At 63.6% G+C, this 13,539-nt stretch carries 15 protein-coding genes; 12 read left to right on the forward strand and 3 right to left on the reverse strand.

From position 1 onward, the window contains the following. The first annotated feature begins 79 nt into the window (after nt 1–79). From RXV90_RS23320 to RXV90_RS23375, 12 genes are all read left to right on the forward strand, one after another. On the forward strand, nt 80–1,096 hold the full coding sequence (locus RXV90_RS23320) for a DNA-directed RNA polymerase subunit alpha (protein WP_316652367.1): 1,017 nt from the start codon (nt 80–82) through the stop codon (nt 1,094–1,096). 144 nt (nt 1,097–1,240) lie between these two features. Then, entirely contained in the window at nt 1,241–1,663 is a 423-nt protein-coding gene (gene rplQ / locus RXV90_RS23325; RefSeq protein ID WP_316652369.1) for a 50S ribosomal protein L17, read from the forward strand. Between the two features lie 343 nt (nt 1,664–2,006). Continuing rightward, entirely contained in the window at nt 2,007–2,630 is a 624-nt protein-coding gene (locus tag RXV90_RS23330; protein ID WP_316652371.1) for a helix-turn-helix transcriptional regulator, read from the forward strand. 49 nt (nt 2,631–2,679) lie between these two features. Beyond that, nucleotides 2,680–3,267: an acyl-homoserine-lactone synthase gene (locus tag RXV90_RS23335; protein WP_316652373.1), complete on the forward strand. Its 588-nt coding sequence runs from the start codon at nt 2,680–2,682 to the stop codon at nt 3,265–3,267. A gap of 43 nt (nt 3,268–3,310) precedes the next feature. Continuing rightward, nucleotides 3,311–4,630, forward strand: a complete 1,320-nt coding sequence (locus tag RXV90_RS23340) for a replication-associated recombination protein A (protein ID WP_316652375.1) — start codon at nt 3,311–3,313, stop codon at nt 4,628–4,630. A gap of 32 nt (nt 4,631–4,662) precedes the next feature. Further along, nucleotides 4,663–5,040, forward strand: a complete 378-nt coding sequence (gene crcB, locus RXV90_RS23345) for a fluoride efflux transporter CrcB (protein WP_316652377.1) — start codon at nt 4,663–4,665, stop codon at nt 5,038–5,040. Beyond that, nucleotides 5,037–6,080, forward strand: coding sequence for an RluA family pseudouridine synthase (locus tag RXV90_RS23350; protein ID WP_316652379.1), 1,044 nt, complete (start codon nt 5,037–5,039; stop codon nt 6,078–6,080). Before crcB ends, RXV90_RS23350 begins: the two co-directional genes overlap by 4 nt. Beyond that, nucleotides 6,077–6,796 carry an ATP12 family chaperone protein gene (locus RXV90_RS23355; RefSeq protein WP_316652381.1) on the forward strand — a complete coding sequence of 240 codons (720 nt, stop codon included), beginning with the start codon at nt 6,077–6,079 and terminating at the stop codon, nt 6,794–6,796. The genes RXV90_RS23350 and RXV90_RS23355 overlap by 4 nt, the downstream gene beginning before the upstream one ends. A gap of 184 nt (nt 6,797–6,980) precedes the next feature. Beyond that, nucleotides 6,981–7,997 carry an amino acid ABC transporter substrate-binding protein gene (locus tag RXV90_RS23360; RefSeq protein ID WP_316652383.1) on the forward strand — a complete coding sequence of 339 codons (1,017 nt, stop codon included), beginning with the start codon at nt 6,981–6,983 and terminating at the stop codon, nt 7,995–7,997. A 112-nt stretch (nt 7,998–8,109) separates the two neighbouring features. Further along, nucleotides 8,110–9,324: an amino acid ABC transporter permease gene (locus RXV90_RS23365; RefSeq protein ID WP_316652385.1), complete on the forward strand. Its 1,215-nt coding sequence runs from the start codon at nt 8,110–8,112 to the stop codon at nt 9,322–9,324. Between the two features lies 1 nt (nt 9,325). Further along, nucleotides 9,326–10,621 carry an amino acid ABC transporter permease gene (locus RXV90_RS23370; protein WP_316652387.1) on the forward strand — a complete coding sequence of 432 codons (1,296 nt, stop codon included), beginning with the start codon at nt 9,326–9,328 and terminating at the stop codon, nt 10,619–10,621. 15 nt (nt 10,622–10,636) lie between these two features. Then, nucleotides 10,637–11,422: an amino acid ABC transporter ATP-binding protein gene (locus tag RXV90_RS23375; RefSeq protein ID WP_316652389.1), complete on the forward strand. Its 786-nt coding sequence runs from the start codon at nt 10,637–10,639 to the stop codon at nt 11,420–11,422. Between the two features lie 57 nt (nt 11,423–11,479). Here RXV90_RS23375 and RXV90_RS23380 read toward each other — a convergent pair whose 3' ends face one another. Genes RXV90_RS23380 through argB form a run of 3 tightly spaced genes read right to left on the reverse strand, consistent with a single transcriptional unit; the run spans nt 11,480 to nt 13,499 of the window. Then, nucleotides 11,480–11,986, reverse strand: a complete 507-nt coding sequence (locus RXV90_RS23380) for a SixA phosphatase family protein (protein WP_316652391.1) — start codon at nt 11,984–11,986, stop codon at nt 11,480–11,482. Then, complete coding sequence (locus tag RXV90_RS23385) at nt 11,983–12,636, reverse strand: ferredoxin (RefSeq protein ID WP_316652392.1); 654 nt, start codon at nt 12,634–12,636, stop codon at nt 11,983–11,985. Before RXV90_RS23385 ends, RXV90_RS23380 begins: the two co-directional genes overlap by 4 nt. Continuing rightward, on the reverse strand, nt 12,633–13,499 hold the full coding sequence (gene argB, locus RXV90_RS23390; RefSeq protein ID WP_316652394.1) for an acetylglutamate kinase: 867 nt from the start codon (nt 13,497–13,499) through the stop codon (nt 12,633–12,635). The genes RXV90_RS23385 and argB overlap by 4 nt, the downstream gene beginning before the upstream one ends. Between the last annotated feature and the right edge of the window lie 40 nt (nt 13,500–13,539).

Here is a 13,539-nt window from a genome sequence, read left to right on the forward strand (position 1 = left end):
CGCCCGGATTCGTCATTTGGAACCTCGGGAGTTCGCCGCTTTAGGACATGGGCGCCGGACGGGAATTGAGGAGACACGCATGATCCATAAGAATTGGCAGGAACTGATCAAGCCGACGCAGCTTGACGTGAAGCCCGGAAACGACCCTGCGCGCCAGGCAACGGTGATCGCCGAACCGCTCGAGCGCGGTTTCGGTCTGACCCTTGGCAACGCGCTGCGGCGTATTCTGATGTCTTCGCTTCAGGGCGCCGCCATCACTTCGGCCCAGATCGACAACGTTCTGCACGAGTTCTCGTCGGTCGCGGGCGTCCGCGAGGACGTGACCGACATCGTACTGAACCTCAAGGGCGTCGCGATCCGCATGGACGTTGACGGCCCGAAGCGTCTTTCGATTTCGTCGAAGGGCCCGGCCGTCGTGACCGCCGGCGACATCTCGGAAACCGCCGGGATCGAGATTCTGAACAAGGATCACGTGATCTGTCACCTCGACGAGGGCGCGGACCTGTTCATCGAACTGACGGTGAACACGGGCAAGGGCTATGTCTCGGCGGACAAGAACCGGCCCGAGGACGCGCCGATCGGCCTTATTCCGATCGATGCGATCTATTCGCCGGTGAAGAAAGTCAGCTATGACGTCCAGCCGACCCGCGAGGGGCAGGTTCTGGACTATGACAAGCTGACGCTGAAGCTCGAAACCGACGGGTCGGTCTCGCCGGACGATGCGGTCGCCTATGCGGCGCGGATCCTGCAGGACCAGCTTTCGATCTTCGTCAACTTCGACGAGCCGGAATCGGCGCGGACGGAAAGCGACGACGACGGCCTCGAGTTCAACCCGCTTCTTCTGAAGAAGGTGGACGAGCTGGAGCTTTCGGTGCGGTCGGCGAACTGCCTGAAGAACGACAACATCGTCTATATCGGCGACCTGATCCAGAAGACCGAAGCCGAGATGCTGCGCACCCCGAACTTCGGCCGGAAATCTCTGAACGAGATCAAGGAAGTGCTGTCGGGCATGGGCCTGCACCTTGGCATGGATGTCGAGGAATGGCCGCCGGAGAACATCGAGGATCTTGCGAAGAAATTCGAGGATTCGTTCTGATTTGCCGAGGTGGGGTGTAACCCCACCCTACGGCATCGGGTTGGGCGGAGGATGATCCGCCAACCCCAAGGAGAGCGGCAGACACGCATCTGACCGCCGGACAAAGCAAAATCGCCCGTAGAGGGCAAAGAAGGAGACACGAAGATGCGTCATGCCCGCGGTTACCGCCGCCTGAACCGGACCCATGAACACCGCAAGGCGATGTTCGCCAACATGGCAGGGTCGCTTATCGAACACGAACAGATCAAGACCACGCTGCCCAAGGCGAAAGAGCTTAAGCGGATTGCCGACAAGCTTGTGACGCTGGGCAAGCGCGGGGATCTTCATGCCCGCCGCCAGGCCGCCGCGCGCCTGAAGCAGGATGCCCATGTGGCGAAGCTTTTCGAGGTGATCGGCCCGCGCTATGCCGAGCGTCAGGGCGGCTATGTCCGCGTGCTGAAGGCCGGCTTCCGCTATGGCGACATGGCCCCGATGGCGATCGTCGAATTCGTGGACCGCGATCCCGCCGCGAAGGGCGCCGGCGATCGCGCGCGCGTCGAAATGGAAGAACAGGGCGAGGAGGCGTAAGACGCCCTCAGAGCCGGAGTTCGAGGGGCCGCGCGGCACTTGCGCGGCCCCTTTTCACGTCAGATTCGAACCTGCCCTGCGGGCGCGGAGCAGGTTCAGGGATTCGGTCAGAACCTCCGCGTCTGTCTGCTGCCAGCGCCCCGCTTGCCGTGAGCTGGTTCTCAGAAACCTCATGAGATCCGTACGCGCCGTAGGGTCGAGAGTATCGATATGGCGCATTGGATCTTTCGTTTTGTCGGTCACGCACACCTCTGGATTGTATGGATTGGCACCAAAATACAATTTAAGGTTGACCGCGCGCAGAACAACTTGTCTAAAAGTACATGCGGAGTAGGGTGATATCGTGAATTCGATAGCGAGCGAGAATGCAGGACTGGAGCTGGGCCTTTCACGGCTCAAGCGCCTTGCGCCACAAGGGTTCGCCCTTGGTCTGCATATTCGTTTCGCGTCGGCTCACATCATGGTGCAAACCTACGATCCTGCATGGATCGAGCTGTATACGTCCCGCGGTTACATGATGTGCGATCCGTTGGTGTCCTGGGGGTTTGCGACCACCGGGACGGCGCGCTGGAGTGCGCTTGACCATCCAGATCCGCACAATGTGCTGGGGCAGGCTTCCGCATACGGATTGAATTACGGGGTGGCGGTTTCGACCGGGCCGACGACCTCGCGTTCGATCGGGGGGTTTGCACGAAAAGACCGCGAGTTCACTGACGAAGAAATCGGCCTGATTGAACAAACAGTCATCCTGCTGCACGAAGAATCCACGCCTCCTGACAACCTGACCCAAGCACAGCGACACGCGCTGCGCCTTATCGCGTCGGGCCATCGCTACGCGGAAGCCGCCGCCCTCCTGGGAATATCGGAAAGCGCGTTGAAGGCACGGCTGAAGTCCGCCCGTGACCGCCTCTATGCGCGCACGACCGCCGAGGCGATTCAACGGGCGCAGGAGTACAAGCTCCTCTGAAAGAGTCGCCCCGGCTGGGAAGTTTCTCAACCCCAAGCTGGAGGCTACTATGCAAACCACAACCCTTTCTTTTGGCAACTTCCACACGCATGGCGAGCTTTTTGCTTACATACTTCGCGCTAGACGCGAGTCGTTCATCGTGCAGCGCAAGTGGGATCTGCCCGAAGCGGATGGCATGGAGTTCGACCAGTACGACACGCCGCAGTCGCGCTGGATTGCGGTGCATCACCTAGGCGAGGTGCTGGCCGGAATCCGGATGACGCCGACCACCGCACGCTGCGGGATCTACACCTACATGATCCGGGATGCGCAACTGGGCCTTCTCGACTCGATCCCGGCCGACCTTTTGCACGAAGAGGCGCCGGTGGACCCCCATGTCTGGGAGACGAGTCGGGTCTTCATCGCGCATCACGTACCCGCGAAACTGCGGTTGCAGGTTCAGGCGCAACTGATGGAACAGATGGTGCGTACGGCGCGGGACGAGGGGGCGACGCAATTGCTTGGCCTCTGCCCGCGGGCGTGGATGCGCTGGATGCGGCGCCTGGGTTACCAGACCTATCACGTCGGCCCCTGCCTCGATATCGGCGGATCGATGAACCAGGCGATCATGATGCACCTGCGCGAGAGCCTGCACTAGGGCAGCGCTTTTCACGGGCCGATCCGCACCGTAGGGTCGGCTCATGTCGGATCTTTTCGATACCGCGCCGGGGGCGGAGACCCCCCGGCCCGACGCGCCGCGGCCGCTGGCCGACCGGCTGCGTCCGGTTGTGCTTGGCGAGGTTATCGGGCAGGAGCACATCCTTGGCCCCGACGGGCCCCTGGGTGTGATGCTGGCTGCCGGCAGCCTCGGGTCGGTGATCTTCTGGGGGCCGCCGGGCGTGGGGAAGACGACGATCGCGCGGCTTCTGGCGGATGCGACCGACCGGGCCTTCGTGCAGATCAGTGCGATCTTTTCGGGCGTGGCGGAGCTTCGGCAGGTGTTCGAGGCCGCGAAGCTGAGGCGCCGGTCAGGGCAGGGAACGCTTCTGTTCGTCGACGAGATCCACCGGTTCAACAAGGCGCAGCAGGACGGGTTCCTGCCGCATATGGAGGATGGAACGATCCTTCTGGTGGGGGCGACGACGGAGAACCCTTCGTTCGAGCTGAACGCCGCGCTTCTGAGCCGGGCGCAGGTGCTGGTTCTGAACCGGCTGACGCCCGCCGACCTCGAGCGGCTGGTGCAGCGGGCCGAGAAGGTGCTGGACCGTGCCCTGCCGCTTGATGGGCCGGCGCGCGAGGCGCTGATCGAGATGGCGGACGGGGACGGGCGGGCGCTTCTTAACCTCGCCGAGCAGGTGATGGCCTGGACGGTTGACGGCAAGCTTGACACCGCGGCGCTGACCGCGCGCCTTCAACGGCGGGCGGCGCAATACGACAAGTCGGGCGACGCGCATTACAACCTGATCTCGGCCCTGCACAAATCGGTGCGCGGATCGGACCCGGATGCCGCGCTCTACTGGCTGGCTCGGATGCTTCAGGGCGGGGAGGATCCGCGATACCTGGCCCGGCGGATCACGCGGATGTCGGTGGAGGATATCGGGCTGGCGGAACCGCAGGCGCAGCGTGTCTGCCTTGATGCCTGGGAGACGTATGAGCGGCTTGGATCGCCCGAGGGCGAGTTGGCGCTGGCGCAGGCCGTCGTCTACCTCGCGCTCGCGCCGAAATCGAATGCCGCTTATGCCGGGTACAAGGCGGCGGTGTCGGCCGCGAAATCTTCCGGTTCCGAGCCGCCGCCGAAGCACATCCTGAACGCGCCGACGCGGCTGATGAAGGACCAGGGCTATGGCGCGGGTTATGCCTATGATCACGATGCGGAGGACGGGTTTTCGGGGCAGAACTATTTCCCGGAGACGATGAAGCGCGGGGTGTATTACCAGCCCGTCGAACGGGGCTTCGAGCGGGAGCTGAAACGGCGCATCGATTACTTCGTGAAGCTGAGGGCGAAGCGGGGCGACGGTTGACAATGGCCGCCCCGGGGATCAGGTGAGCGGCCATGATTGGAACAGCGGTTCAGGTGGCCCTCGGGGGCGCGATCGGCGCGGTGATGCGCTATCTCGTCGGCGTGGGCGTGTTCCGGCTTTGGGGCGGCGGGTTTCCCCTTGGTGTGCTGAGCGTGAATATCTTCGGGTCTTTTCTGATGGGGGTGTTCGTGGTGGCGGCCGCGCATCGTGGACTGACGCATCTTTCGCCCTTCGTGATGACCGGGATCCTGGGCGGGTTCACGACGTTTTCCGCGTTCTCGCTTGAGGCCGTCACGCTCTACGAGCGCGGGGCGCTGGGACAGGCGGCGCTTTACGTGGGGCTTTCGGTTGTCCTGTCGATCGGCGGGCTGATGTTCGGGCTTTGGGCGGCGCGGGCGGCGTTCGCATGAGCCGGGTTCAGACGGTGAACGTGGCCGAAGGCGATGGCGGGCAGCGGCTTGACCGGTGGCTCCGGCGGATGTTCCCGCAAGTGACGCAGGGCCAGATCGAGAAAATGTGCCGGAAGGGCGAGATCCGGGTTGATGGGGGCCGCGTGAAGGCCTCGACCCGCGTCGAAGAGGGCCAGGCGGTAAGGGTGCCGCCGCTGCCGGACGCGGAGACGGCGCCGAAGCCCGCGCGCCCGAAGGTTTCGGACGCGGATGCCGAGTTGATGCGGGCCGCTGTGCTTTGGAAGGACGATCACATCATCGCGCTGAACAAGCCCGCGGGCCTTCCGACGCAAGGGGGTACCGGGCAGACGCGGCATGTCGACGGCCTCTCTGAAGCGTTGCGGTTCGGGTATGACGAGAAGCCGAGACTGGTGCACCGGCTGGACAAGGACACGTCGGGCCTTCTTCTGCTGGCGCGCACGCGGGCGGTGGCGCAGAGCCTGACCGAGGCGTTCCGGTCCCGGGAGACGCGCAAGATCTATTGGGCCGCGGTGGCGGGCGTGCCGAAGCCCGCGATGGGGACGATCCGGTTCGGCCTTGTCAAGGCGCCCGGGCACGGGCGGGGCGGCGAAGGCGAGAAGATGATCTGCATCCATCCCCGCGATGTCGACAGCACGCCGGGAGCGAAGCGTGCGACATCGGATTACGCGGTGATTTCCGCGCTGGGCGGGCGGGTGGCCTGGGTGGCGCTCGTGCCGGTCACCGGGCGGACGCATCAGCTGCGCGCACATATGGCGGAGATCGGGCATCCGATCGTTGGGGACGGGAAATACGGCGGATCGGGACAGGAGAACCTGGGTGATGGCTGGGGCGCGCAGCTTGGGGGAGAGGTGAGCCGCAAGCTTCACCTTCATGCCCGGCATCTGCGGCTGAAGCATCCGGTGACGGGGGCCGATCTGTCGCTGACCGCCCCGCTGCCCGATCACATGGTCCGCACGTGGCAGATGCTGGATTGGCATGCCAAGGATGCGCCGGCGGACCCGTTCGAGGAGGAGCTATGAGCGAGTGGGCGGCCAAACGCTTCTGGACCGACACGCAGGTGGCCGAAGTCGAGGGCGGGTTCGAGGTGCGGCTGGACGGGCGGCCCGTGCGGACGCCGTTCAAATCGCCCCTGCACCTGCCGACGCGTGCGGTGGCCGAGCTTCTGGCCGGGGAATGGGAGGCGCAGAGCGGGACGATCGACCCCAACAGCATGCCCGCGACGCGGATGGCGAATTCGGCGATCGAGAAGGTCGCGCCGCAATGTGCGGCGGTGATCGCGCATCTCGCGAGCTATGGCGAGACCGATTTGTTGTGCTACCGGGCCGAGAGCCCCGAGGGACTTGTCGCCTTGCAGGCGGAGGCCTGGGACCCGTGGCTTGACTGGGCGCGGGACACCTACGGGGCCGAACTGACGACGACCAGGGGCGTTTTGCCGGTCACTCAGCCAAGGGAGGCGATCGACGCGCTGACCGCGCCGATGGCCGCGATGGGGCCGTTCGAGCTGGCCGCATTCCACGATCTGGTGAGCCTGCCGGGATCCCTGATCCTCGGGCTGGCCGCGGCGGCGGAAGCGGCGGCGCCGGAGCCGCTTTGGCAGGCCGCGCGGCTCGACGAAGTTTGGCAGATCGAGCAATGGGGCCACGACGACGAGGCCGAAGCAGTGAATGCACATAAATTACAGGCGTTTATGGATGCCGCCGTATTCCTTCGCGCGGTGCGTAGCGAAGCGGCATAGGGCCTTCGAAACACTCAATTTTCAGGCAGAGACGCCTTGAAAAACGGCTCTTTTACTTGACCTCAGGGGTCTTATGTACTCTCTATCCCACGCGATGAGGGGGTGCCCTTTCATTGGAAATCCGGTCTGGGAGGATCGGCAAAGCCGCCCGCATAAACCGACGGGCAACCAGGATGAGGTAAAAATGAAAAAATCCATCTATTTCGGCGCGTTTGCCGCTGCTGGCCTTCTGGCCGGCGCCGCGCAGGCGACCACCCTCGAAGACATTCAAGCCCGTGGCGCGCTTAACTGTGGCGTGAACACCGGTCTGGTTGGCTTCGCGGCGCCTGACGCCAACAACAACTGGCAGGGGTTCGACGTTGAACTTTGCCGCGCTGTGGCCGCTGCGGTCCTCGGCGATGCGGATGCCGTCAAGTACGTGCCGCTCACGGGTAAGACCCGCTTCACCGCGCTGGCCGCTGGCGAAATCGACCTGCTGTCGCGGAACACCACCTGGACGTTCTCGCGCGACAACGACCTGAAGTTCGAATTCGTGGGCGTCAACTACTATGACGGTCAGGGCTTCATCGTTCCGAAGGAACTGGGCGTGACGTCTGCGAAGGATCTGGACGGGGCGACCGTCTGCATCCAGACCGGCACGACGACCGAACTGAACCTTGCCGACTTCTTCCGTTCGAACGGCATCTCGTATGAGCCGGTTCCGATCGAAACGAACGCGGAAGCGCTTCAGCAGTACACCGCCGGTGCCTGCGACACCTACACCACGGACGCTTCGGGTCTTGCCGCATCGCGCGCGACCTTCGAGGATCCGGGTGCGCATGTGATCCTGCCCGAAATCATCTCGAAAGAGCCGCTTGGCCCGCTTGTGCGCCACGGCGACAACGAGTGGGGCGACATTGCCCGCTGGGTTCTGAACGCGCTGATCGCGGCTGAAGAGCTTGGCGTGACCTCGGCAAATGTCGGCGAACTGGCCAACGGCACGGACAACCCGGAAATCAACCGTCTTCTGGGTTCCGAAGGCGGCCTTGGCGAAATGATCGGCCTGTCGAACGACTGGGCGAAGAACGCCATCATGGCCACCGGCAACTATGGCGAGATCTTCGAGCGCCACATCGGTGAGAACACTCCGATCGGTCTGGCCCGTGGCCTGAACGCGCAGTGGACCGATGGCGGCCTGATGTACGCACCGCCGTTCCGCTAAGACAAGACACCGAAGAGCGTAGAGAAATCTGCGCCCTTCGCGTATTCAAGAACGACCCCCGATAGCGCAACGACGCCAAAACCAGAACGGGGGACGACGGGGAACATTGCATATGACGACGCTCACCGACCCGCCCGTGGAGTCGTTCCGGCTGTCCATGCTGCTGAACGACACGCGGTACCGGGGCTATACGCTCCAGTTCATTGCGCTGATCTTGATCTTTCTGTTCTTCGGGTGGCTGATCTCGAACGCCATTCAGAACCTTGCCGATCTTGGTCAGGATATCTCGTATGAGTTTCTCGGCGAGGCCGCCGGGTACGACATCAACCAGCAGCCCATTCCGTATAACAGCCAGGACACGCATTTCCGGGCTTCGATGGTCGGGGTTCTGAATACCCTGATCGTTGCCTTCCTGGGATGCTTGACGGCGACCGTTCTTGGTGTTGTCGCCGGGGTTCTGCGCCTTTCGAACAACTGGATCGTATCGAAGCTGATGGCGATCTATGTCGAGGCGTTCCGGAACGTGCCGGTGCTGATCTGGATCCTGATCATCTTCTCGATCATGACGGTGAGCCTTCCGGGGCCGCGCGACTTCCGGGGTGACGACGCAACGGCGTCGATGCTGTTCGACAGCTTCGCCTTCACGAACCGGGGTGTTTACGTGCCGCGCCCGATCTGGGAGGCCGGATCCTGGCTGGTTGTCGTGACCTTCCTTTTGTCGGTGCTCGCGATCATCCTGTACCGGCGCTATGCCACCAAGCTTCTCTACGACACGGGCCGGCTTCTGCCGACGTTCTGGCCGTCGCTGGCGCTGTTCTTCGTGCCGACGCTTCTGATGTTCTTCATCCTCGGCCGTCCGATCGGCCTGGAGTATCCCGAACTCAGGGGCTTCAACTTTCAGGGGGGCATCCAGGTTCGCGGATCGCTGATCGCGCTTTGGTTTGCGCTGGCGATCTATACCGGCGCGTTCATTGCAGAGAACGTCCGCGCGGGTATCCAGGCGATTTCAAAGGGGCAGACGGAGGCGGCGGCGTCGCTTGGCCTCAGGCCCAACCGGATCATGAGCCTCGTGATCCTGCCGCAGGCGCTTCGGGTGATCATCCCGCCCTTGATTTCGCAGTATCTGAACCTGACGAAGAACTCGTCGCTGGCGATCGCCGTGGGATACATGGACGTGACCGGGACGCTGGGGGGCATCACGCTGAACCAGACCGGACGGGCGATCGAGACGGTTCTTCTTCTGATGCTGTTCTATCTGCTGATCTCGTTGTCGATCTCGGCGGTGATGAACCTCTATAACAACGCCGTCAAACTGAAGGAGCGCTGATATGTCGGAAATGCACGCGCATTCAGTCGCCTTCGTTCGGGAAACGTCGATTCCGCCTTCGCCGCCGCCGGCGGCGGAGACCGGGGCGGTCAAGTGGGTGCGGGAAAACCTGTTTTCCTCGGTCACCAACAGCATCCTGACGCTTCTGGCGCTTCTGGCCGTCTATTCGATCCTTTCGCTGATCCTGCCCTGGCTTCTGAACGGGATCTGGAACACCGGTTCGCGCCGGGAATGCCTTGACCAGCTTCAGGGCCAGGTTGGCGGCTGTTTTTCGGTTCTGACCGAGCGGTGGCACCAGCTTATCTTCGGGCGCTATCCGATCGACAGTTACTGGCGGCCGACGCTGGCCTTCGTGCTGATGTTCGTGGCCATTGCGCCGGTGCTGTTTTCGGCGCTGCCGCGGAAGATGCTGATCTGGACCGGGCTGTTCCCCTTCGTGGCCTACTGGCTGGTCTGGGGCGGATCGATCCTGAGTCCGCTGGCCGTTCTGATCGGCTTCGTCATCGGTTACCTGGTGTACCGGAAGCTTGTGGATCAGTCCTTTGCCATGGGCTTTATCGGCGGATTGATCGCCACTGTTCTGTTCTGGTGGGTGTCGGGGCTGATCCTGGGCGAAGATCCGCCTCGGGTTCTGGCGCTGACGCCGGTGGAATCGCGGGAGATCGGCGGGTTCATGCTGAACATGATCCTTGGCGTGACCTGTGTGTCGCTGTCGTTGCCGCTTGGGATCGCGCTTGCGCTGGGCCGGCAATCGAAAATGCCGATCATCCGGATCTTCTCGGTCATCTTCATCGAGTTCATTCGCGGTGTGCCGCTGATCACGCTTCTGTTCGTTGCGAACGTGGTTCTGGCATACTTCCTGCCGCCCAATGCGAACTTCGACATCATCGTACGCGTGATGATCATGATCACGTTGTTCGCGGCGGCCTATATCGCGGAGGTTATCCGTGGCGGCCTAGCCGCGTTGCCGCGCGGACAGTACGAGGCGGCGGATTCGCTGGGGCTCGACTACAGCCAGGCGATGCGGCTGATCATCCTGCCGCAGGCGCTGAAGATCTCGATCCCTGGGATCGTGAACGTGGCTGTCGGTCTGTTCAAGGATACCACGCTTGTATCGGTCATCTCGATGTTCGACCTCGTGGGGATCATCCGTGGACCGATCGTGTCGGTGACCGAATGGCAGGGGATCTATTGGGAGCTTTACGGCTTTGCCGCGCTTCTGTTCTTCGTCTGCTGCTACGGCATCTCGCAATACTCACAATGGCTGGAGCGGCAGCTTCAGACCGATCATCGTTAAGGGGAGGCCGTGACCATGGCTATGACCGACGAGGCACTTGCCCGCAAAGACGCGAACGTTTCCGACGAGGTGGCGATCTCGATCGAGAACATGAACAAGTGGTATGGCACGTTCCACGTGCTGCGTGACATCGACCTGACGGTGTACCGGGGCGAGCGGATCGTGATCTGTGGCCCTTCGGGGTCGGGCAAGTCGACCCTGATCCGGTGCATCAACGCGCTGGAGGAGCATCAGAAGGGCCGGATCGTCGTCGACGGCACGCTTCTGTCGTCCGACATCAAGAACATCGACACGATCCGGTCGGAGGTTGGCATGGTGTTCCAGCACTTCAACCTCTTCCCGCATCTCACGATCCTGGAGAACTGCACCCTGGCACCGATCTGGGTGCGGAAGATTCCGAAGAAGGAAGCCGAAGAGACGGCGATGCACTTCCTCACCAAGGTGAAGATCCCGGAGCAGGCCAACAAGTATCCCGGCCAGTTGTCGGGCGGCCAGCAGCAGCGGGTGGCGATTGCGCGGAGCCTGTGCATGCGGCCTCGGATCATGCTGTTCGACGAACCGACCTCGGCGCTTGACCCGGAGATGATCAAGGAAGTGCTCGATACGATGATCGAGCTGGCCGAAGAGGGCATGACGATGCTGTGCGTGACCCACGAGATGGGCTTTGCCCGCCAGGTGGCGAACCGCGTGATCTTCATGGATGACGGGCAGATCGTGGAGCAGAACGAGCCGGAGGAGTTCTTCAAGAACCCGAAGAGCGACCGGACGAAGCTGTTCCTGAGCCAGATCCTCGGGCACTGATCCCGCGGAGGCCCAGCGCGCCCCGAGAGACGGCCCCGGCTTGTGCCGGGGCATTTCTTATTCGAGGAGTTCGCGGGGCAGAACGAACGCGACCAGGGTGCCATCGCCCCAGTCGACGTCGCGCCAGTGGGATTTCCCGAATTCGATGACCGCTGTCGCGCAGGTCGGGAAATCGGCGTAGCGCGGGTGATCGGCGGGTGCGTTGACGATGCGTTCGGCGAAATCGGCGATGCCCGGGTTGTGCCCGATGATCATCGCCGACGGGGCCGAGAGCCCGCGGAGGACCGCGAGGATCGACGGCGCGCTGGCGTGATAGAGGGCCGGATCGGAGCGCATGGGCGCCTTGTCGGGAAGTTCCCGGGCGATGGCCGACCACGTGTCGACCGTGCGCCTGGCGCCGGAAACGACGACCTCTGCCGGAACGTGGCCGGCTTCGGCGATCCACTGGCCGATTGCAGTGGCCGAGCGGCGCCCGCGGCCGTTCAGCGGGCGATCGAAATCGTCGAGCGTCGGATCGCTCCAGCTTGATTTGGCGTGCCGGGTCAGAACGAGTTTGAGGGTCATCTCGCGAAGTGGCTCATGTGATAGGCCGACTGGGCCTCGAGGCGTCCGTAGGTTTCAGAGATCGGGCATGCGCGGCGCACGGCGCACCCCTTCGCCATGCAGCTTTCCTTCCCCACCTCGGTGGAGAGATAGCCTTTGCACGCCGGAATGTCATATCCAATTGTCGTGAGGGCAGTGACGGGGCAGGCGGAGAGGCAGGGACGTGTATCGCAGGTGTCACAGGGGCGGGGGCCGGGCTGTGGAAGCGCGAGGCGCTCCCCGAGGCCGAGGGCGCCCCGGTAGGAGACCATGAGGCCCGCCCGATCATTCACGAGCAGCGTCACCGGGCTTTCCCAGGCGCGGCCGGAGCGGCGCGCCCAGGCGATGAACGGGTGCCAGGGAGGGCCGGAAAACGGGAAGTAGGCCTTGCCGCCGAGATCGCAGGCCAGCGTGCCTATGACGCGGCGGGACCAGCGATCGACCGCGTCGGGCTGGCCATCGGCCCATTCCGGGGTGTCGAGGAGATGAGGCCAGAAGCCCGGTTCGCCCGGCCCGAGGAGGACGAGCGTTTTGATCGACGAGGGGAGCCCGTCGCCCTCTGCCGGGTGGAAGGCCCCGAAAATGTCGAGTTGCGCGGCGCGGACCTTGGCCTCGAGCGCCGCGTAATTCATCGCGGCGCCCGGATCAGGCTGCCGGCCCCGTGTTCGGTGTAGAGCTCGAGCAGGCAGGCATTCGGGGCGCGGCCATCGAGGATGACCACGGCGCGCACGCCGCCCGCGATGGCCTCGAGCGCGGTTTCTGTCTTCGGGATCATGCCTCCGGCGATCGTGCCGTCGGCCGTCATCGCCGTGATCTGATCGGGTGTCAGTTCGGTCACGACCTCGCCCGAGGCATTCTTCACGCCCGCCACATCGGTCAGGAGAAGCAGGCGGTCTGCCTTAAGCGCCGCGGCGATGGCGCCCGCCGCGGTGTCACCGTTCACATTGTAGGTGGCGCCGTCGCGGCCCATGCCGATCGGAGCGATCACGGGGATCGTATCCTTCTCGCCGAGATCGCGCAGGAATTCGGCGTTGATTTCCACCGGCGTGCCGACGAAGCCCAGATCGGGATGCGTCTGTTCGCAGATCATGAGGCCGGCATCCTTGCCGGAAAGCCCGACGGCGCGGCCGCCCTGGGCACCGATGGCCTGGACGATGCGCTTGTTGACCCGGCCGGAGAGCACCATTTCCACCACTTCGACCGTGGCCGCGTCGGTGACCCGCTTTCCGCCCACGAAATCGGATTTGATCTCGAGCCGGGCGAGCATGTCGTTGATCATCGGGCCGCCGCCATGGACGACCACGGGTTTTACGCCCACCTGCTGCATCAGCGCGATGTCGCGGGCGAAGCTTTCCATTTCGGCGTCATCGCCCATCGCGTGGCCGCCGAATTTGATGACCACGGTTGCGCCGTCGTAGCGTTGCAGGAAGGGCAGCGCTTCGGACAGCGTTCGTGCGGTGGCGATCCAGTCGCGGGTCATGTCTCTGGGCTTCATTTCTGTGCTCTCCGCCCCCCTGTTAGGCGGTCCGGCGCGG

This window comes from Ovoidimarina sediminis (assembly GCF_032586175.1).
In the GTDB taxonomy this organism is placed as follows: domain Bacteria; phylum Pseudomonadota; class Alphaproteobacteria; order Rhodobacterales; family Rhodobacteraceae; genus Ovoidimarina; species Ovoidimarina sediminis.